The sequence below is a fragment of the Mucilaginibacter sp. genome (assembly GCF_028288185.1).
GTDB lineage: Bacteria > Bacteroidota > Bacteroidia > Sphingobacteriales > Sphingobacteriaceae > Mucilaginibacter.
On the sequence record NZ_JAQBOF010000029.1, the window covers coordinates 80268 to 100871 of the forward strand.

Consider the following 20604-nt stretch of genomic DNA (forward strand, 5'->3'; position numbering starts at 1 on the left):
AAGTTAAAGTCTGTTAAACCAATTAAAATTCCTTTTTTCATGCACGAAGTAAAATACTTTAAAACTGTAATTACCGTATGTGGTGCGGTTTGTGTGTCTGCGATATTATTCGCCTTTAATAATGTTACCCCACCAAAAGCAAGAACATTAAAAGCTAAAACAGCATTAGTTCTTAAAAAGCCCGAGGATAACCGTTTTAAGAAAACCATTTTATACAATGATTTAAACGAACCGATGGAGCTGGCTGTAGCACCGGATAAGCGGGTGTTTTTTATAGAACGCGCCGGTAATTTCTTTGTTTACGATCCTATCGGCAATAAAACTACGCTGGTATATAAATTCCCGGTTAAAGCTGTAGAGAAGATACTACAAGGTATGTTAGGCATGACTATCGACCCAAATTTCAGTACCAATAATTACATCTATTTTTATTATTCAACCATGGTTGGCGATGCTTATAAAAATCGTCTTTCGCGCTTCGTAATCAGCAAAACAAGCGTTCTTAATCTCCAATCAGAAAAAGTATTGTTAGATGTTCCGTTAGATGCAGAAGTTAGCGCGCATTCGGGCGGTTCTTTAGCATGGGATAAAAACAAAAACTTATACCTATCAACCGGTGACAATACCGTTCCTTTTGAATCAGAGGGCTATGCGCCTATCGATAGCAGACCGGGCCGCTCTACCTTCGACGCGGAACGTTCGGCAGGAAATACCAATGATCTGCGCGGTAAAGTGCTGCGTATTCATCCCGAAGCAAATGGAACATACACTATACCAGACGGAAATCTTTTCGCTAAAGGAACGCCTAAAGCCCTGCCCGAAATTTATGTGATGGGCTGCCGTAATCCGTACCGGATATCTGTCGACCAGGAAACTTCTACACTATACTGGGGCGAAGTAGGCCCGGATGCCGGCACAAAGGGCAAACAGGGGCCGCGTGGTTATGATGAAATTAACCAGGCTAAAAAAGCTGGCAATTTTGGCTGGCCATATTTTGTAGGCGATAACCAGCCTTACAATAAATATGATTTTGCAACTAAAACTGTTGGTGAGCTTTATGATGTTAACGCTCCGGAAAACCTATCATCTAACAATACAGGGATGAGAATTTTGCCACCGGCACAAAAAGCGCTGGTTTGGTTCCCTTATGATACTTCGCCTGAGTTCCCGATACTGGGCAAAGGCGGCAGGTGTATTATTGGCGGACCGGTTTATCATTATGACAAAAATTTAAAATCGTCAACCAAATTTCCTGAGTACTATGATAAAGTATTATTTGTAGGCGATTATATGCGTAGCTGGATATTCGGCGTACGTATGGATGAAAATCAGAACTACCAAAGCCTTGAACAACTAATGGAAACCAACGGTGACTTTAGAAGGCCGATAGACATGAAGTTTGGCCCTGAAGGATCATTTTATGTATTGGAATATGGCTCTGCTTATGGATTAGATAACCCTGATGCTCGTTTAGTTCGTGTAGATTATAATGGCGGCAACCGTGCGCCTGTAGCCAAAATAGCAACTCAGGATACTATTGGCTTAATACCTTACCAAGTAGCGTTGGGCCAAAAAAGCTTCGATTATGATACTGGTGACAAGTTAACTTATACCTGGTTATTAAACGGTAAAACCGTAATATCAAAAGCAGAGAGCCCTGTTTATACCTTCCGCAAAAACGGTATATACAAAATAACTTTAAAGGTTACTGATGCCGCCGGAAAAAGCTCGACAGATAGTAAAGTAATTAAAGTGGGTAATACGTTGCCACAAGTTGTTATCACTTCAACTGCTAATAGCAGCTTCTTCTTCCCTACCCAACAGGACTTTAATTATAAAGTATCTATCAAAGATCATGAGGACAAAATTATCGACATTAAAAGAGCTAAAATAAACCTCAGCTATATTGCAAAGGTTGAGAACAATGCCAATCTTATCGGTCACCAGGAAATAGCGCCAACTTATAATTATGGCAAGGCTCTAATGGCTAAAAGCGATTGCAAAGCCTGTCACCAGGTATATACAAAGGTGCTTGGGCCACCATTTGTTGAAGTGGCAAAACACTATGCCGGCAATAAAGATGCCGTTGATCTGTTAGCCAACAAAATCATAAAAGGCGGCAACGGTGTTTGGGGCGAACATGCCATGAGCGCGCACCCGCAACTGAGCAAGGATGATGCGTCAGAAATTGTGAAATACATTTTAACACTAAACAACCAAAAGGCTACTGTAATGCTGCCACAACAAGGTATAGTTACTTTAAAAGACCATTCAAGCAATCCGGATGCCGGCAGATATATCTTGACTGCTTCATACACCGATAAAGGTGGTGCCATAACGCCGCTTACTACAATCCAAGCAGTTGTATTGCGCCCGGCTAAAGTATATGCTAATGATGTGGATATGTATAGCAACATCCCTAAACGAAACAAAGTAATTACCGTGGCCGATGACCAAGCTTATTTTGTATTGAAAAATATCGACCTGAAAAACATCAGCCAGCTTACTTATAACTACTCGGCAAGAAACCTGGACGGTACAATTGAAGTACATACCGATTCGCCAACAGGAACGGTTGTAAGTACCCTAAACTTTACCGGAGTGCCAAGCGGAAATAAACTTAATGAGCAAAGCACATCAATAACTGATCCGCAAGGAAACCATGATCTTTATTTTGTTTTCACCAAAAGCCCTGCAAACAGCAAAGGTTGGATAAATCTGGAATGGGTAAATTTTGATATGGCTAAATAGAATAGGTTCTTACCCCAAATGATTAACCAATATTATATTTATTACGGTAATCATTTGGGGTCATTCCTGTTATTTTTTTGAACAGATCCCTAAAGGTTTTGACATCAGTGTAACCTACTTCAAACATTACTTCCTGGATAGATTTCCGGCCTATTTCTAATTGTTTTTTGGTTGCTTCGATCTTTACTTGCTGTATATACTCTAAAACCGTATCGCGGGTAGCTTTTTTAAACCTTCGTTCAAATGTGCGGCGCGTTATGTTGAAATGTGCTGCTATCTGATCTATAGCCAACCTATCCGCATAATGCTGCTCAATAAACTCCTGGGCGCTAAGGATGGTTTTATCTTTATGATTTTTTTGCCCATGGAAAACAATAAAGGGAGATTGGTCTGTCCTATCCAGATCAACAACAAAAAATTTTGCGATATAGATGACAGTTTCCCGATTGGTGTATTTTTCTACAAGGTATAAAAGTAGATTCCAGTAAGCATTGTTACCACCGCTTGAATATAACCCATGTTCGTGCGTAATCACCTTTTCATCCACCAAATTCACATCCGGGTAATAGTACCTAAACTCGTTAGCATAAGCCCAATGCGTGGTACATTCTCGTCCGCTTAACAGGCCGGTATAAGCCAGCAAGAAAGCACCGGTACACAAACTTGCAACCGCGGCACCGTTTTTATATTGCTCCGTTATCCAGGTGGCATAGTCCTTATTTAAATAAGTACCGGCAAGGGCATCTCCTGTTAGTGATGGGATAATAACCAGGTCAGTATGCGTAATCGCGGTGATCATCAAATCAGGCTTTATGGAAAACATACCGTTATTATTTTGCACCTCTTCATTTAAGCCGATTAGTTTAACCTGAAATACCGGCGCTTTCCCCACTCTCTCCAATACTTCATTTACGGTCTTTAACACATAACATGTATCGGTTATTGAGGCCATGACGGCATTTTTTAGCACTAAAATTGAAACGTCAATCATGGGTTAAAGGTAATAACATTTATTGTCGCAATACCCTACTTCATATTGTCGTATTACCATACCTTACTATAAAATTATGGAACCTATCTTTGTTAAAACAAAATTAAAATCGACATGATCAGCATTAATCCTTATTTCAACTTCATGGGCAATACAGAAGATGCCATGAACTTTTACAAATCTGTATTTGGCGGCGAGTTTACTGCCTTTCAACGTTTTACGGATAGCCCCGGCCATGAAAAAATGCCTAAAAATGAACAGTCAAAAATAATGCATGTTTCCCTGCCTATGGGCCCATCTAATGCAATAATGGCGACAGACACACTGGAATCAATGGGCATGGAACTAACTATAGGTAATAATTTTTATCTATGTGTAAACACAGAAAGTAAGGAAGAAACAGCTAAATTTTTTAATAAACTAGCCGAAGACGGTCAGATAGAAATGCCATTGAACGAAACTTTTTGGGGTGGCTATTGCGGCATGTGTCGCGATAAATTTGGTTTACAATGGATGATAACCTATGATATGAAACTGGCTGATAAATAAAATGAAAGGCCCGGTAATTTTATTAGTTACCGGGCCTTTCATTTTATACTAATCTGCTATTTTCTAATAACCGGCCAACCATTTTCCCAATCCAATTTGTCTATCCCCAGGCGAGGGTAAGTAGTAGTATAGGCGTGATAGGCAATGTAATCTACGCCATCAAAAGTTTCTACAGAGTTGTGACCACGCGCGTAAAAAACTTTATTATCGCCGGTATCGCCACCGAGCAATAAGGTGCCACCGCCTTTCGTCATACTTTTTCCATCCTTATCCAAATACGGCCCGGTTATTTTTTCAGAACGACCAATCCTTATATTATACGTGCTTTTTATACCCGAGCAGCAGCTGTCCCATGATACAAACAAGTAATAAAAACTACCTTTTTTAAAGATGAATGGCGCTTCAATTTCTGCATTTCCAGGTTCGGGGTCGGTATATTTATAATCGCGCGGTCCGCGACTGGCTATGGTGTACCACTCTTGCGGTTCAGCAGGCGTTTTAAAATCGGCACTTAGCTTAACCAGTTTTAAGCCATCCCAATGCGATCCAAAACTTAACCAGGGCGTTCCATCGTCATCAACAGCTAAATTGGGGTCTATGGCGTTCCAATCATCGCGCCCGGTTACTGATTGCAGCACCATGCCACCATCAACCCATTTATAATCTTTTGATTTTACATCAAGCGTTTTATTGGTAGCCATACCAATTACAGAAGTATTTTTACCAAAAATGGATGTAGCATAATACAAATACCATAAACCATTATGAAAACTAATATCAGGAGCCCAAAAGCCAAGCCCCTTAAAACTGGGTAGCTTTTGTGCAACCCAAGTGGGCACTACGGAAAAAACCGATGGTTGCTTAGTCCATGTTTTCATATCCTTTGACGACCATATCTGTATGCCACCGCCTGTAAAATAAATATAATAAGTATCGCCCTCTTTAGCCATGCATGGGTCATGCACGTTTGGATCTGTAGTTAAATCACCCACCTGGAAATGTCCGCGTATATTTGGTATGGTTGTTGGCTGTTGAGCTTGTATTTTAAGACTACAAGCTAGTAACAGGGCGATAAATAATTTACTTTTCATGTGGATTATTTTGAATCTTTGGGCCATTGCGCCAATGGTTTAGTTTGTTGGCTGACTTGAATGGATTGGCTTTGCGGAACAAGCATTACATTAATATTTCCTTTTGTATGTGCTGGTATTTTCATTTCCAAACCAACAATGCCAGTACCAGGATTTGGTGCATCATAGTCCATCTTTGGCGCGGTAGACCATGCTTTAACTTCGACAGGAAAAGTACCTGATGCCTGCAACAATAATGTTTTTCCATCCTTTGTTAACGATGCCGAGTTTTTACCAGTGACATTAATATTAGCCCCTGTAACCATAGACCATCGTACTGTTATGCTATCTGATAAAGATTCCAACTCATCTCTCACCAAAACATATTTTTGATCGATAATTGCTATCCCACGGATGGCCTTGGCTACTTTTTGACTATACAGCGAAGTTAGATCTACCACTGTATTTTTAAATACCGGCTTAACTGATGAACTAATAATAGTTGCCGAACCTTTAACCTCCTGCAAACCATCATCAATAGTTAAGGTACTATGATTAAAGTTATTGTATCGCAGTATCTGCCAGCGTTGCGAGTTTTGTTTATTATTCCATAGATCAACCTTTTTAGATTCTAATGATTCATAATCTTGCATACCCAGGTCTATTCCCCAGCGCACGCCATCTGCTTCCATAACAAACGACCCTGCATCCATGTGGGCATGATTTACGGATGGTGAGCCTGCTTTTAGGCCTACAAATATAGCATTAGGATCATCCCATGATGTACGCATCATAGCTACCGGGTTTAACCCGCCTCCTACCCACATGGTAGCTTTAGGCTTGGTAATTTTATCCAGTTGCAAGCCTTTGGCCCATATTAAAGTAGCGGGTAATAGCCTGTTTCTTGATACCGCACGTGTATCCAACTGCACTTTTTCCGTCCACAACAGTGAGGGATCATGCAACTTATTAGCAAACCAAAACATAGCCGGGTTAAACTCTTGTCCTGTGCCTGCATCAGAATAATTAAAGGCCTGGCCTTTAATGCCTGTCATGTTCTCCAAATATCCTGGGGTTTTTAAAAAGCCGGGCTTTGCCGACAAACCGAAATCTTTACCAAATGCGGTTTCCAAAGCGCTTATCAGCATGACATTAAAAGATGTTCCGTATTCCCAATAACCATAACCTTCGGGATAAGCCCCATCAGGTTTATAGGCCTGCATGGGCAGGTCAACAGATATGATCGCACGGTTTATCATTTGAACTGAAAGGTCAGGGTGATCTTCGTAAGTGGCTAGCGCACCGTAAGTAATACCTGCATTGCAAACCTGGTTCCAATTGTTGTTAACTGCTAGCCAGTAATTGTAAGCCTTGTCTGTAGATGTGTTGATACCTTTATTTAATATGGCATCCTTAACTAAAGCTTTTGTACTTTCTGAGAGATCATTATATAGCCAATCATATCCTATAGATACCGCCATCGTCATCTCCCCAACGTCTAAATAATGAGTTGGGTTCCAGTCAGCGAAAGAAGATACTGCGATCAATTCTTTTTGTGCCTGTTGCAGATAGAGGCTATTATGTGTCATTCTGTAGCCATACGACAAATAGAATATCCTGTGGATAGCTTCTCTTGAAACATCTAGTAGCCGCTTGCCAATTTTTTTGTATTGTAATGGTGCGATATTGATCATAGCATCACAATTTTTGAGAATAGCCTGGTGAATTTTTAATAAGCTGGCATCTGCATTTATAGATATTAACAATTCTTTGTCCTGTCCTTTCAATAATAAAAGCCGGGGATGATCAGGGATTTTATCAGCAGTTGATAATACCTGAGCATAAGTAAAACAGGTTACACAAATAAGGATGATAGTTAATAGATATCTAAATATTTTCATACAAAATTGTTAAAGCAGAACGCCAGGTAATTATTGGTTAAATTATACAATTAATACAATTTATGGATGAATTTAGTTGTAAATTTTGCATTATTGTACAATTATCATTCATAATAGCCAATAATTATGAAACCTATATTACGAAAAGTAGACAGCGGAAATAATTCATTTAGTATAAGGGAAGACATTTATCCTTTCCTATACAATCACTGGCATTATCACCCCGAAATTGAACTGACTTTTATCAGAAAAGGCACCGGTGTACGATTAGTAGGCGATAGCATGGCGCCGTTTGAGGACGGCGATTTGATCTTACTAGGCTCTAACCTGCCACACATGTGGCGCAGCGATTCTATCTACTTTAAAAATATCCCTACACTAAATATTGAAGCTATAGCCATACATTTTAAGGAAGACTTTTGGGGTGCAGCATTTATGCAACTGCCTGAGTTAAAACCGATCAAGGAAATGCTGGATCTATCCAAACGAGGGCTTAGAATAGTAGGCAATACAAGGGACGTAGTGATAGATGAAATGGAGAAAAATATTCACGTATCTGGCTCAAAACGGATTGAGTTTTTGTTAGGAATATTGGATACCATTAGCCGTACTGGTGAGTACGTTTTACTATCAACCCCCGGCTTTAATAAAACTTATGACTTGACTACTACTGATAAGATAAACCTGATATATACGTATACCTTTAATAATTTTAAGAACCCCATCTCCATTAAAGAAGCGGCCGAGGCAGCTAATCTTAGTCCTAACTCTTTTTGCCGTTATTTTAAAACCCGTACACTTAAAACCTACTGGCAATTTTTACTGGAGATACGGATTGGCTATGCCTGCAAATTGCTAATTGAAAACCAAAAGTCGGTTGCTCAAATTTGTTATGAGTGTGGATTTAATAACTTGTCAAACTTTAACAGGCAATTTAAATCGCTGCTTAAAATAACGCCATTACAATACGCAAAATCATACACAGAACACGTACACACTTTTGCGGGCTAAGACCTAATGTCATTAAATAAAAATGTCATTTCGACCAAAGGAAGAAATCTATACATAGACTGGAAACCCTGCTTAGCGGTGTATAGTTCTCTCCCTTTGGTCGGGATGACATCGCTCTTAGTTCAATAACATAAGCTAAGGCCGAGCCTGTATTATTTAAATACAGACTCCGCATCAGCTAATGAAATACCTAATACTGTTTTTGCAATAGCATCTAAAGATGCTTTATCTCCGGTAAAATGATATACCTGGTGACGATGTCTCAAACTCCTGCCGGGAGTTAGAAAAGCAGCCGGCGAAACGCTTTCGATCTCATAGAATGGCCCCATTTGGCTGCCGTTGGCCAGCGGGCCATCATTGTAGGCATTTACCGCGTCACCGCTTAATGGGTCTCTATCTGTTCGCCACTCCTGGTTTAAATAAAGGCCCTTGTTATCTACATCAAATTTGGCAATGGTTAACACATTGTTCTCTGCATCATAACTTCCAATTACCGGCATCGCTCTTTTTGGTGTGATACCCAACTTACCTCTTGATTTCCCATCAGCTTTAAAGAAAAGGATATTGTTTTTAAAAACTATACGGTCAGCTGGTATTTGTCCAAAGTAATCTGTAGTAGCAATTTTAGCGGTTTGGGCATCGTTGTAAGGAATAATGATCACAACTTTTGGCGATGGGGTAAACATATCCAAATTCCACATACATGGCGCGCCGGTTTTTTCGTCCCATGCAAAGTTACCGATATTGGTTAAATTGTTGGTTGCCTGGAAACCTACAACTTTGGTTTTGTTGTCTAATTTAATTCCCAACTCCATCTCAATAGCCACATTTTCAAAGATACTTATATCACGATCGACCTTTATTTTAAGCTGCGTACCGGCATAATTTTGCAGGCTCATATCTTTGGTCATCATTACCTTTTTTTCATTAGCCGTTACCACATTCCAGGCTTCTGTATCAAATGCTTTAGGCGTATGCCAATACGGAAAATCCATTTTGGTACGCGGTTTAAAAAACAGCGAAAATTTGCCGCCTTCGGGGCCTAACCATAAACGATTCTCGCTGCCATAAGCGTTCATATGCGAGTCGGTATCAGCTTTAAATGTTTTATAATTGATCCAACCAAAGCTTCTTCCTTGTAAACTATCAGCAGTCGAGGTAAAAACCTTGCCCTGGTATTTGGCAGAAACAATAACCTGCGCCTTGCCATCGGCACTTTTTAATACAAATACACTATCGTTCTTTTTCAGAAAGTCAAGGTCATACCCAAATGTTCCTTTTTCAAAAGTGTTGCTATTGGCATCTTTCTTACCATTCATCTGGCAGGAAGATAAAGTTGCAGCAATAGCAATTACCGCGTAGTTCAATTTCAATTTATTGCTCATTTCTTTATCAGTTTATATTGGTTATAGCTTAAAAATGAATTAACTGTTGTAGGCAATCGTATTTATTAAAGTTCCTATCCCATCAATAGAAATTTCAACGACATCAAACGGCTGCAAAGTAAAATCATTTGGTGGCACCAGGCAAGTGCCGGTCATTAAATAAACACCATCTGGGAAAGTAAGCTCCCTGAATAAAAATCCAGCCAGCTCTTCTAACGACCTTTTCATCCTTGACAACGGCGTTTTATCCGCATAAGCCGATACACCATTACGCTTAATTACAATACTTATAATAGTTTCTTTACTTATAGGCGCCGGAATAATATATAAACAAGGGCCTATAGCCGCACTTTTATCATAAGTTTTAGCCTGCGGCAGATATAAAGCGTTTTCGCCTTCTATACTTCTTGAGCTCATATCGTTGCCAATAGTATAGCCTTGTATCTTACCTTTTGAGTTGATAAAAAGTGTCAATTCTGGTTCAGGAACATTCCAGGTAGAATCTTTGCGGATACTTACATCCTGCAAATGGCCAACAACCCTTTGCGGTGTTGATTTAAAAAACAACTCGGGCCTGTCGGCATCATAAACTCTCTTGTAAAGATCAGACCCGCCAGAGGTTTGCGACTCCTCTACCCTGGCATCCCTGCTTTGTAAATAGGTGACACCTGCGGCCCAAACTTCCTGGTTGGCTATTGGCGGTAATAAATTTTCCTGCCATTTATTATGAGTGACTTTTTCGGCAGTTGAGGTAATCCCTGTTAAATAGTTAAAAAGATCATCCCGGTTTACTACTTCATCCCACTGCTGGACTAGTTTATAAACTGCTGTATTATCCTGCAAAAAAATACCTTGTTCTGTTTTAAATAGTTTCATTTATGTATTGTATTTTTAAAGAGATATACCTCTTTTCCATGGTATAAAATCGTCATGACCAGAGGCTACAGCCTTGGCTTTTTCTTCTCCGCTGGCTATCCGTATAATTTGTTCTAGGATACGCTCGCCTGCTTCATTAATACTTTCTTCGCCGCTTATAACCGTACCTGCATCTATATCAATAATGTCATGCATTTTGTTATAAAGTTTGGTATTGGTTGATACTTTAATAACCGGTGCTATAGGATTGCCGGTTGGTGTACCCAAACCTGTTGTAAAAACAACGATGGTCGCACCTGACCCAACCTCGGCAGTGGTCGACTCAACATCACTGCCTGGTGTGCATAACAATGTAAGTCCAGGTTTTCTTACTTTTTCGGGATAATCCAGCACATCAGCAACCGGTGAAGTTCCACCTTTTTTTGCGGCGCCTGCGGATTTGATGGCATCGGTTATCAATCCATCTCGTACATTACCAGCTGATGGATTAGAATCAAACCCCGAACCCAAAGCCTTGGCTTTATCGTTATAACTGCGCATTAAATGCATGAACCTGTCGGCAGTTGCTTCATCTATGCAACGATCGCTTAGTTCCTGTTCAACACCGCATAATTCAGGGAATTCTGCAAGGATAACTGACCCACCTAATTCAACCAAAATATCTGATGCGTGGCCCAATGATGGATTTGCAGATATTCCCGAAAATCCATCAGACCCACCACACTCTAACCCTACGCATAGTTTGCTTAATGGTGCTGTCTGCCGATATTGCTCATTGGCTTTTATTAAGCCTGCAAAGGTTTGTTTTACGGCTAATTTTAGCAGATCAGATTCATTACCTATTTGCTGTTGCTCCAATGTGTATAACGGCTTTGAGAAATTAGGATCGCGTTTAAACACCTCTGCTTTTAGCATATCTATCTGCGCGTTTTGGCAACCCAGGCTTAATACTGTTGCACCGGCTACATTAGCATGGGTGATATATCCGGCTAATAGCCCGCAAAGATCTCGTGTATCCTCTTTTATTCCGGCGCATCCTAAAGAGTGTGTCAGGAATTTTATACCGTCTACGTTTGGAAACAACCTTTCATCTTCTGTCGCCACATCAGTTTCCTCAGCAAGATTAGTGTTTAATATATCCTCGGCGTTTTTACCGGATCGATATAGTTTTATCAGTTGTTGTACATGGTCCCGCTCTGGAGATCTATCAGTTTGATAGCCTAATTCTTTTGCGAAAGCATCTTGTATTACCTTAACATTTCTATTCTCACAAAATACCAGCGGAATAACCAGCCAATAGTTTGCCACGCCCACTGATCCATCGGCCCTATGATAGCCCATAAAGGTTCTGTTTTTCCAGGCGGTAGTATCAGGTATCAGCCAGTTAGTTTTGCGTTCGCCTAGTTCATAATCGCCTGACGCGTGTTTTATATTTTTTGTAGTTACCACATCACCGGTTTGTATGGGTAGTACAGCTTTACCTACCAATACGCCATACATTATTACATCATCACCCGGCTTAAAATCTTTTAAAGCGAATTTATGTTTGGCCGCGACATTATTCAATAATGTTATTTTATCATTTCCTGACGATATTATCTGTCCTTCCGATAAGTCAACCAACGCGACTTCGATATTATCTTTTGGGTGTATTTTAAGTGTTTTAGCTCGCATAGGTATAATAATTAAGCGATCCCGTTTTTAGTCATTTCTCCATCTACTTTACGCCATATCCCCAGCGGATTATCGTTTTGCAGTTCAGCGGGTAATAATTGCTGCGGATAATTTTGAAAACATACTGGCCTTGTAAATCGATATATAGCTTGTGAGCCAACCGATGTTGTGCGGCTATCCGTTGTCGCCGGGAATGGGCCGCCATGTATCATGGCATGGGTAACCTCTACCCCTGTCGGCGCATTATTTATCATTATACGTCCGGCTTTTTCTTCGAGGATATTAAACAGATCTTCAAATTCTGTCACATCGTTTTGATTAGCCCAAACACTAGCCGTTAATTGGCCGGGGATAGTTTCTGCAATTTCGGTTAGTTGTTTAGTATCATCAGCAATCACAAGTATAGCTACCGGGCCAAAATGTTCTTCAAATAATGTTTTGTCTTTTATAAAATCTTCGCCTGATACAACAAAAGCATGTGGTATAGCAGTATTTTCCTCTCCCGCTCCTGAACAAAGTAGTTTTAGCGATTGTAAAGATTTTAATTGCTTAATACCTTTATCATAAGAACCAGCTATCACATCGGTAAGCATTTTACCACCAGCTGCTTCTGCTAGCGCTGTTTCGTATTGCGCTAAAAACTCTTCACTTGCCGGGCTTCTCATCATTAATATGATACCCGGATTAGTACAAAATTGCCCCACACCCATGGTATTTGATGCGACCAAGGTTTTTGCAATAGTTACGGCTTCATCTTCTAGCTTATCTGGCAATAAAAATACAGGGTTAACACTACCCATTTCGGCATAAACCGGAATTGGTTCATCGCGCTTAACAGCTAAGTCAAACAATGCTTTGCCGCCTGCTAATGAGCCGGTAAACCCAACTGCTTTAACTAATGGATGAGTTACCAGCGCTTTGCCTGATTCGGTTGTTTTGCCTTGTATCAATGAAAAAACGCCATCGGGCATGCCTGTTTTTTTTGCAGCTTCTGCAATACAGTTTCCCACCAACTCTGAAGTTACCGGGTGGCCAAAATGCGCTTTATAAATTACCGGGCATCCGGCCGCTAATGCCGAAATAGTATCACCACCGGCAACTGAAAAAGCAAACGGAAAGTTACTTGCGCCAAATATCGCGGTAACACCTAATGGTTTTAACATTTGGCAAATATGTGGCTTGGGTAATGGTTGCCTTTGCGGATTTGCCGTATCAATTATGGCATTAACCCACGAACCCTCTTTTAGCAGGTTTACGAATAAATTAATTTGATTAATTGTACGGTCTATCTCACCATTTAATCGTGGTTGTGGCAGATGAGTCTCTTGCTGAGCCATTGCAACCAATACCTCACGGATGCTGTTAATTTCCGAAGTTATTGCTTCTAAAAACTTTACCCGTACAGTAGTGGGTATTAATTTATAAACTTTAAATGCTTCAGTAGCTTTTCTCGCAGCTTCGTCAACATTTGCGGCAGTTCCTTCTTCAAAAAAATAAGGTGCCGAATTATTGTCAGCAATCGCTACGCTTTTAAATGAGCCTGCACCGCTTTGATTTGCATATCCTATTATTTGTTTTCCTGTAATTTTCATAAGTAGTTTTTACGGGTTATTATCCCAATTTCTTCACTGTCCCCGAAACAATAACCTTATCAACCGGTATTTTACCATAAGCTATACTTAAAGATGGCACACCAGCTTTAAGCGAAACTGTCCCAAATCCGTTTGCAGTGGATAGGAAGCTGGTAAAATCGCCCACTTTTGAGTCGACATGTAATTCTTTATTTACTGCATCATAACGTACGCCGGTAAGCCCCTCTAACATTCCGTAGCTTGACATGGCACGTGCATACCAGTGCCCACATTCGTATTCATTAAATGGATTGCGTACTACGCCATCATATCTATCGCGACAAGCACGTACAATTTCCAATCCTTTTTCAACCTCGCCCATTAGCATTAGGTGCGATGCAACCTGGTATTCAATACCGGTCCAAACCTCGTTACTATACACAAATGGTAAAGAAAGTTTGCCACCGTTTGGCCATGAACAAAGTAATAAGCCAGCTTCATTGCCAATAGCATAAGTTGGACGCTGCGGATTAGCATGCTCACGCAGGTTGGTTTTAAAGTTGTGCCGATGTACGGCGATTAAATGTTTGCGTGTTTTGGCAGCATCCAACGGATCGCCTAAACCACACATTCGCGAAAGCCATCCACCCATAACACCGTCTGATAAGACACCAATACCATATTGATATTTGGGTCCTTCCTTTTCAAGCAAAGCTGATGCTTCGGGTGTGTATTGTGTAGCAAATGATTGCACCTTAGTTGGATTAGGTGCTTGCAACCCTTTCCATTCTATCTTTTGTAAAAAATACTCGCCATTATACAATTCACTTTCCATGTAAGCTTTTCCTTTGGCGTATAAAGTCTCATATTTCTGCACGTCTTTTTCCAAAAACTTGCCCATAGTAATTAATGAGTTTAAGGCGCCCAGGTAAAAACTGGTAGCAAAACCGGTTGGTCCCCAAAATTCAATATCATAGGTGTTGTGATGCGGTTCTTCCACTACCCCGCGCCCTTTTGGGTCCCAGGTTTTGCTGCAATAATCCAAACTGGCTTGCACTTTGGGATAAATTTGCTTTAACCACTCATTATCGCCGCTAATGCGCCATTCGCGATGCACTTTCATGATACCGCCCAACTGCCCGTCAGACGCCGCATGGAAGTTGTGTACTACACGCGTTATAGGCAAATTAGACCTGAACATCTGGTGTCCTTCGGCGTTCTGACTCTCGGTAAACTCGGTATCCCGCAAACTGCGTTCAAGCGATGGAAATAAATGCGAAACGGCTTGTGCATAGTTCCAAACATGTGTGCAGGAGCCATGACAACTGCCTCCGTTATCGCCACTGCCCTCCCAACACCAAAACCTGCCATCATGTTGTCTTAGCACCGTTGGCGATTTTAGTATGCTCAGGTTAGCCGCTACAGCTTCAATAACTTCTGCGGGCAGCGTGCTTTTATAAAATGTATCCGAAAAGAGTTTGGTTTTTTTCCGAAGATCAGCATAATTGGTATTCCAATACGCCACTACCTCTTCTATATTGTTAATTTTACTACTATACCAGGGCTTATGATATTTTAATAAAGGGTCATTATTTACTCTTTCCCTGTCGGCAGGCTCTACATCACCCATCCTTAGTTTGGTATTGGGTGTATACCAGGCCATCATCAGGCGGATAGTTTTTTCTTCGCCCGGTTTTAAAGTGAATGGTACAAATAAGGAAGCACCCGGCGCGTCTTTTTCTACCGGCGAATTATTTTTTGTTTCGGCGTTTTCAATTACCTTCCAGGCCATAGTCAGGCCGTCAAACCAGCCTCCTCTAAACCAGCAATAATCTACTACCGTTGAACTATCATCTGTAAAGATGGCGAAGTCGCCTTGTTTTTGAGGATCTTCTATAGAACCATCCGATGAAAGTATAAAACCATTTTTTATCGCTTTTATTGAGTTTTTTACACCCTGCTGGTTCATAAAATTGCGGCTACTGTAAGAAAAAACACATTCCTCTGTTTTGGCACTTGTGTTTTTAAACCGATATTCTAAACCACCAATTGGCATACTCGCGTTATCCGCATCAGTAGGGATAAACGGGCTCCAGCCTTTTAGCTGCACTTGTAATGGCACATCTTTATCTTCCAGTGTTATGTCTGCAAAAGGAAAACGCGCGTTAAACTCGGCTTTTTCAAAACGAGGTAAACCCCATGTTGCTCCACCCTCGCCACCCAGACCTGCATTATGTTGTCCAAATTTTTTCCATTCGGGAACTTTACTTTCTAAAACCTTAGCGCTGTTTTTAATGCCTTTTATGCTAATAGCCGCAAACATGGCAGGCTCATGAAACACCTCCGGATAGTTGCGCACCGACATGTGGGAAATTGCACCGGTACCTTCCAAACAAAACATACCTGCACCAATACCTCCGATAGGGAAAGCAACCCTGTTTAAATATTGCCCTTTGTAGGTACTGTTATATTGGCGTTTAGCTGTATCTGCTGCAACAACATCTTCTTTAGCCTCCTTACTGTCGGAAGTTTTAAAACTCCCGACAGGTAAAAATGCCGCCATGCCGCCAACGCCTATATTTTTCAGGAATATACGCCGATCTGATTTATTTTTCATGAGATATATCAGTTAATAGTAAATGATAAACTTTCAGAATAAATTGTTAATTGATCTCCAATTCGTCTTTTGATGGTAATTTAGGATACTCGCCATGCGGCCCTGATTGGTACCAAAATGCAACGGATATAATATCCGAATGTTGTGCCAGATATCTTCCACCTGATTTCCAACCCAGATCCTGAATGGTTACTTTAAGATCATTTTCAAAACGAATAGGATCCTGTATATGCCATCTGTAAAGGCCAAAACGCTGGCGTATCTGGTAATGCCCATCGCCTTTTATTACCTGCGGCATACCCGTATATGGGGTTGAAAATTCGGTATAATTGACCTCATCAACACTGGCTGCATTTCTTTTATGCGTATCAAAATCGTACGATCCGCAGAAATAATCTTCTGTACCGGTACCAACTATGGTGGCAAAGTCTTTGTCGCCATCCATGAAGAATTTTATCTCACCTTCGCCCCACCAGCCATTATTATTTACATCAACACCCATATAGGTACCAACATATTGGCCTTTTCCTTTAACACCATCAAGCAAGGTGTAAAGGCCACTATCGCCATGTTTTGATTTTCTGAATTGTGCATGGAAATAACCCTCATCTGCTCCTACTTTAGTTAAAGTATAATCTACCTGGTAATATAAGCTCATTGCCCTATCATCCATATTTTGCATGGTGATACGGCATTTTTTACGGAAAGGCATTTTCCAATAGCTGTTAAACGCGCTACCCGGATTTACCGTTATCGGAAGCGAGTTTAACGGCGAATAGCTATTCCATCCCATCCCGAAAAACGAGCCAACAGGCACCTCGATAGATGGATCTTTTTCATCATCCCAATAAACGCGCATAATTGAAAGGCGCCAGTTACCGGTAGGTGTCATCCAAATGTGTTGTATAGCACCGGGGCCTTCCATTTCGGCAATGGTTATTGTTTCGCCTGCATTAATAATTATATAAGGGTTAACTTTCCAACCCTGCCCCAGTTCGCGGGCAGCATTTGTAGCGTTGGCAACATTTCTTTTGCCTTTATCTTTTACCGGGTCGGCCATGCCGCCTTTTCCTTTTTCGCCTGTGAAGTTCTCAGGACTTATAGATCTTGTTTTGGCATCAGATAGTTTTGATAAAGTGCCCAGGTTCATATCAAGGCCGTTAAATTTTTCGCTTTGCTGCCCGTAGCAGTTAAAAACCAGCAACAATGAGACTAGGATAAAAAGTAATTTTTTCATCAGTTTATTAAGGTTAATAATATTGGTTTATAATATTACTACAAAGAAAGAACAATGACTAATTAAAAACTTTAAATAAATAGCTAATTATGGTATTATATTGCCATTATGTTTAACAAGATATAAAAAAGTATGGTAAATTGTATTAGCTGCTTATATAATTAAGGCAACATAACCCCGCCAGATGTAAAATATTTCGAACAAAGTTGTATATACAAGATGCAATAAATATATTAGCCGATATTCTTTACCAAGCGGGTCTAACCAACCAATATCCTACTAAAACTAATATTATAATGAAAAACTTTAACGCGGTTTTTGCCTGTTTACTACTATTTAGCAGTAGTGTTGTTGCGCAGCAAAAAAAATCAAACCTATCTTATGTAGACCCAACAATAGGTGGCGTAGGTTTAATTTTAGAACCTACCCGGCCAACGATACAGTTACCTAATCAGCTTATACGGGTGTTTCCGGTTAGAAAGGATGCGTTGGACGACCAGATATCATATTTCCCGCTTACGGTGGCTTCTCACCGGGTAATATCCTTATTTAGCTTTATGCCTATTAGCGGATCAAGTGAAAGCGTGCTGTGGAATAAAAAAGAAGTTTATAATTACGAGGTACTTACCCCCTATTACTATAAATCAGAACTGGGTGATGATGGTAATCTTATTGAATTTTCGCCATCAAAAAAAAGTGGCTTTTTCAAAGTCGGTTTTAAAGGAAGTACAAATAACTATTTGCGTTTAGGAATACTTAACGAAGGCGGTGAGATTAGCGTTACCGACAAACATATTATCACAGGCACCGAGATATTTAAGGGCATGAAAGCCTTCTTTTATGCCGAAACTGATGGAGATATTTTACAGGTTATCAGCAGATCAAGGGCCAATGCAAAAAACCTAATGGTTAAAGTGCCCAAAAATATCAGCTTTAAATATGCCATATCTTACATTAGCATTGATCAGGCCAAACAAAATCTGAAAAAAGAAATTCCCGACTGGGATTTTAAGGCGGTTAAAAATACAGCTTATAAAGAGTGGGATAAGGTGATGTCGCAAATAAACGTTGAAGGTGGCACACTGGCCCAAAAGCGGGTATTCTATACTTCGCTTTACCGTTGCTATGAGCGTATGGTTGACATTAATGAGTATGGCCAGTATTATAGCGCGTATGATCACTGGGTACATAAAAGCGACCGACCATTTTTTGTTGACAACTGGATATGGGACACCTACATAGCATTGGGCCCATTACAAATGATATTAAATCCGGCTAAGGAGGCTGATAAGATCAACTCTTACATTACTATGTACCAGCAAAGTGGGTGGATGCCATCATTTGCCTTGATCTTTGGCGACTGGCCGGCTATGACCGGCAACCACGCGGCATCATGGATGGCCGATGCCTGGTTTAAAGGTATCCGCAACTTTGATTTAAAAACCGCTTATGCCGGTTTAAGAAAGAACTCGCTCGAAGCTACATTACTGCCATGGAACAACGGGCCCGCTACTGTATTAGATTCATTTTACAACAAGCATGGGTACATGCCCGGACTGCCTTATGGTGAGCCTGAAACCGTTCCGCAGGTAGAGAATGTTTGGGAAAAACGACAAGCAGTTTCAGTTACTTTAGAAAATAGCTTTAGCGACTGGAACATAGGCAACTTAGCTGTCGAATTGAATCTTCCTAAAGATCAGGATTTGTTTATGACTCGCTCTAAAAATTACCAGAATGTATTTAGAAAAGACAAAGGTTTTATGTGGGCTAAAGATAAAGACGGCAAATGGATAGACGACATGAACCCTAAAACTGCCGGAAGGGAGTTCTTTACAGAAAACAACGCTTACACCTACAATTGGGTAGTAAAGCATGATTTTAAAGGTCTGTTTGATATGATGGGTGGTACTAAGCAAGCCGAAAACAAGCTGGATCAATTATTCAGAGAAGATTTGGGTGCGCCAAAATTTACTTTCTGGAAAACACAACCTGATGCTTCCGGATTGGTGGGGCAATTTGTGATGGGTAATGAACCCAGCTTTCATATCCCCTACCTATATAACTATATGGGCGCGCCGTGGAAAACCCAAAAACGTATCCGTATGCTGTTGAACACATGGTATATCGACAACTTATTCGGTATACCTGGCGATGAAGATGGCGGTGGAATGACCTCATTTGTGGTGTTTTCTATGATGGGATTTTTCCCGGTTACCGCGGGTATTCCTATTTATAATATTGGCAGCCCGGTATTCACTAAAGTAACTATCAATTTACCAAACGATAAAAAATTCACCATTAATGCACCAGCCAGTTCTGCCGAAAACAAATACATACAAAGCGCCGCCATTAACGGTACGCCTTTAAACAAGCCGTGGTTTACCCATGCTGAATTATTAAAAGGGTGCACACTTACTTTACAAATGGGTGCCAGGCCCAATAAAATATGGGGCAGTAAACCGGAAAATGCGCCGCCTTCGGCAATTAATGTAAACCCTGAAAGTTATAAGTAAAAGATAATTAAGCAGATAAAAAAGTGACAATAAAAAACATTAAAAAACTTGTAAAATATATTTGCAGAGGTGTTTTTAAATCTTACCTTTGCATCCCCGATCGGGATGTAGCGTAGCCCGGTATCGCGCCACATTTGGGATGTGGAGGCCGCAGGTTCGAATCCTGCCATCCCGACGATTAGCGATATCACCAAGTGTCAAAAACCTCTAAATCAATGATTTAGAGGTTTTTTTTATGTTTTCTAAATCAGAAAATATCAATAAATATCATCAGTTTCATGTCTTATTCGTGGTCTGTTTTTAAGGCTTTATATTCGCTTTTTAAAGCTTGTAATCTACTGACTGATAAATAGTTAAGTACGTCGTTTGATACTTTTTGATGGCCATTGACACTCCAGAATATTGAAATTGTGTCTCTTTAAAATCATTAAGTATCTGATTATTAGTTTTTTAATTCA

At 40.4% G+C, this 20604-nt stretch carries 13 protein-coding genes and 1 tRNA gene; 5 read left to right on the forward strand and 9 right to left on the reverse strand.

The features are described 5' to 3' along the window. Positions 1-39 precede the first annotated feature (39 nt). Positions 40-2751: a PQQ-dependent sugar dehydrogenase gene (locus JWQ34_RS12700; RefSeq protein ID WP_299357663.1), complete on the forward strand. Its 2712-nt coding sequence runs from the start codon at positions 40-42 to the stop codon at positions 2749-2751. 22 nt (positions 2752-2773) lie between these two features. On the opposite strand, the gene JWQ34_RS12705 is transcribed toward JWQ34_RS12700, so the two are convergent. Further along, the gene (locus tag JWQ34_RS12705) at positions 2774-3703 is read right to left on the reverse strand and encodes a GlxA family transcriptional regulator (RefSeq protein WP_299357664.1); all 930 of its coding nucleotides are present in this window, start codon (positions 3701-3703) and stop codon (positions 2774-2776) included. 153 nt (positions 3704-3856) lie between these two features. Between JWQ34_RS12705 and JWQ34_RS12710 the strand changes: the two genes are divergently transcribed. Next, positions 3857-4291, forward strand: coding sequence for a VOC family protein (locus JWQ34_RS12710; protein WP_299357665.1), 435 nt, complete (start codon positions 3857-3859; stop codon positions 4289-4291). A gap of 56 nt (positions 4292-4347) precedes the next feature. On the opposite strand, the gene JWQ34_RS12715 is transcribed toward JWQ34_RS12710, so the two are convergent. Further along, positions 4348-5382: a family 43 glycosylhydrolase gene (locus tag JWQ34_RS12715; RefSeq protein WP_299357666.1), complete on the reverse strand. Its 1035-nt coding sequence runs from the start codon at positions 5380-5382 to the stop codon at positions 4348-4350. Positions 5383-5387: 5 nt separating this feature from the next. After that, positions 5388-7262, reverse strand: coding sequence for a heparinase II/III family protein (locus JWQ34_RS12720; protein WP_299357668.1), 1875 nt, complete (start codon positions 7260-7262; stop codon positions 5388-5390). A gap of 126 nt (positions 7263-7388) precedes the next feature. Between JWQ34_RS12720 and JWQ34_RS12725 the strand changes: the two genes are divergently transcribed. Next, positions 7389-8273 carry an AraC family transcriptional regulator gene (locus JWQ34_RS12725; protein WP_299357669.1) on the forward strand — a complete coding sequence of 295 codons (885 nt, stop codon included), beginning with the start codon at positions 7389-7391 and terminating at the stop codon, positions 8271-8273. 152 nt (positions 8274-8425) lie between these two features. Here the strand turns inward: JWQ34_RS12725 and JWQ34_RS12730 are convergent, their stop codons facing one another. From JWQ34_RS12730 to JWQ34_RS12755, 6 genes are read right to left on the reverse strand one after another with little or no spacing between them, the layout of a single operon-like run. Further along, on the reverse strand, positions 8426-9658 hold the full coding sequence (locus JWQ34_RS12730; RefSeq protein WP_299357670.1) for a DUF6786 family protein: 1233 nt from the start codon (positions 9656-9658) through the stop codon (positions 8426-8428). A 39-nt stretch (positions 9659-9697) separates the two neighbouring features. Beyond that, on the reverse strand, positions 9698-10534 hold the full coding sequence (locus JWQ34_RS12735) for a fumarylacetoacetate hydrolase family protein (protein WP_299357671.1): 837 nt from the start codon (positions 10532-10534) through the stop codon (positions 9698-9700). A 15-nt stretch (positions 10535-10549) separates the two neighbouring features. Beyond that, positions 10550-12208 carry an altronate dehydratase family protein gene (locus JWQ34_RS12740; protein ID WP_299357672.1) on the reverse strand — a complete coding sequence of 553 codons (1659 nt, stop codon included), beginning with the start codon at positions 12206-12208 and terminating at the stop codon, positions 10550-10552. An 11-nt stretch (positions 12209-12219) separates the two neighbouring features. Beyond that, entirely contained in the window at positions 12220-13800 is a 1581-nt protein-coding gene (locus tag JWQ34_RS12745) for an aldehyde dehydrogenase (NADP(+)) (protein ID WP_299357673.1), read from the reverse strand. Between the two features lie 19 nt (positions 13801-13819). Continuing rightward, a complete protein-coding gene (locus JWQ34_RS12750) occupies positions 13820-16396 on the reverse strand; it encodes a GH116 family glycosyl hydrolase (RefSeq protein ID WP_299357674.1) in 2577 nt (858 codons plus the stop codon). Between the two features lie 46 nt (positions 16397-16442). Further along, on the reverse strand, positions 16443-17633 hold the full coding sequence (locus JWQ34_RS12755) for a DUF2961 domain-containing protein (RefSeq protein ID WP_299357675.1): 1191 nt from the start codon (positions 17631-17633) through the stop codon (positions 16443-16445). A gap of 206 nt (positions 17634-17839) precedes the next feature. Here JWQ34_RS12755 and JWQ34_RS12760 point away from each other — a divergent pair, with 206 nt between their 5' ends. Together JWQ34_RS12760 and JWQ34_RS12765 are read left to right on the forward strand one after the other, a co-directional pair. After that, a complete protein-coding gene (locus tag JWQ34_RS12760) occupies positions 17840-20146 on the forward strand; it encodes a GH92 family glycosyl hydrolase (protein ID WP_299357676.1) in 2307 nt (768 codons plus the stop codon). Positions 20147-20247: 101 nt separating this feature from the next. Further along, positions 20248-20321: transfer RNA gene (locus JWQ34_RS12765), tRNA-Pro, on the forward strand. The last annotated feature ends 283 nt before the right edge of the window (positions 20322-20604 follow it).

Bases quoted from the DNA above. Each gene is read 5' to 3' on its own strand.
- JWQ34_RS12700 (WP_299357663.1), top strand. From the start codon at position 40: ATGCACGAAGTAAAATACTTTAAAACTGTAATTACCGTATGTGGTGCG.
- JWQ34_RS12705 (WP_299357664.1), bottom strand. From the start codon at position 3,703: ATGGCCTCAATAACCGATACATGTTATGTGTTAAAGACCGTAAATGAA.
- JWQ34_RS12710 (WP_299357665.1), top strand. From the start codon at position 3,857: ATGATCAGCATTAATCCTTATTTCAACTTCATGGGCAATACAGAAGAT.
- JWQ34_RS12715 (WP_299357666.1), bottom strand. From the start codon at position 5,382: ATGAAAAGTAAATTATTTATCGCCCTGTTACTAGCTTGTAGTCTTAAA.
- JWQ34_RS12720 (WP_299357668.1), bottom strand. From the start codon at position 7,262: ATGAAAATATTTAGATATCTATTAACTATCATCCTTATTTGTGTAACC.
- JWQ34_RS12725 (WP_299357669.1), top strand. From the start codon at position 7,389: ATGAAACCTATATTACGAAAAGTAGACAGCGGAAATAATTCATTTAGT.
- JWQ34_RS12730 (WP_299357670.1), bottom strand. From the start codon at position 9,658: ATGAGCAATAAATTGAAATTGAACTACGCGGTAATTGCTATTGCTGCA.
- JWQ34_RS12735 (WP_299357671.1), bottom strand. From the start codon at position 10,534: ATGAAACTATTTAAAACAGAACAAGGTATTTTTTTGCAGGATAATACA.
- JWQ34_RS12740 (WP_299357672.1), bottom strand. From the start codon at position 12,208: ATGCGAGCTAAAACACTTAAAATACACCCAAAAGATAATATCGAAGTC.
- JWQ34_RS12745 (WP_299357673.1), bottom strand. From the start codon at position 13,800: ATGAAAATTACAGGAAAACAAATAATAGGATATGCAAATCAAAGCGGT.
- JWQ34_RS12750 (WP_299357674.1), bottom strand. From the start codon at position 16,396: ATGAAAAATAAATCAGATCGGCGTATATTCCTGAAAAATATAGGCGTT.
- JWQ34_RS12755 (WP_299357675.1), bottom strand. From the start codon at position 17,633: ATGAAAAAATTACTTTTTATCCTAGTCTCATTGTTGCTGGTTTTTAAC.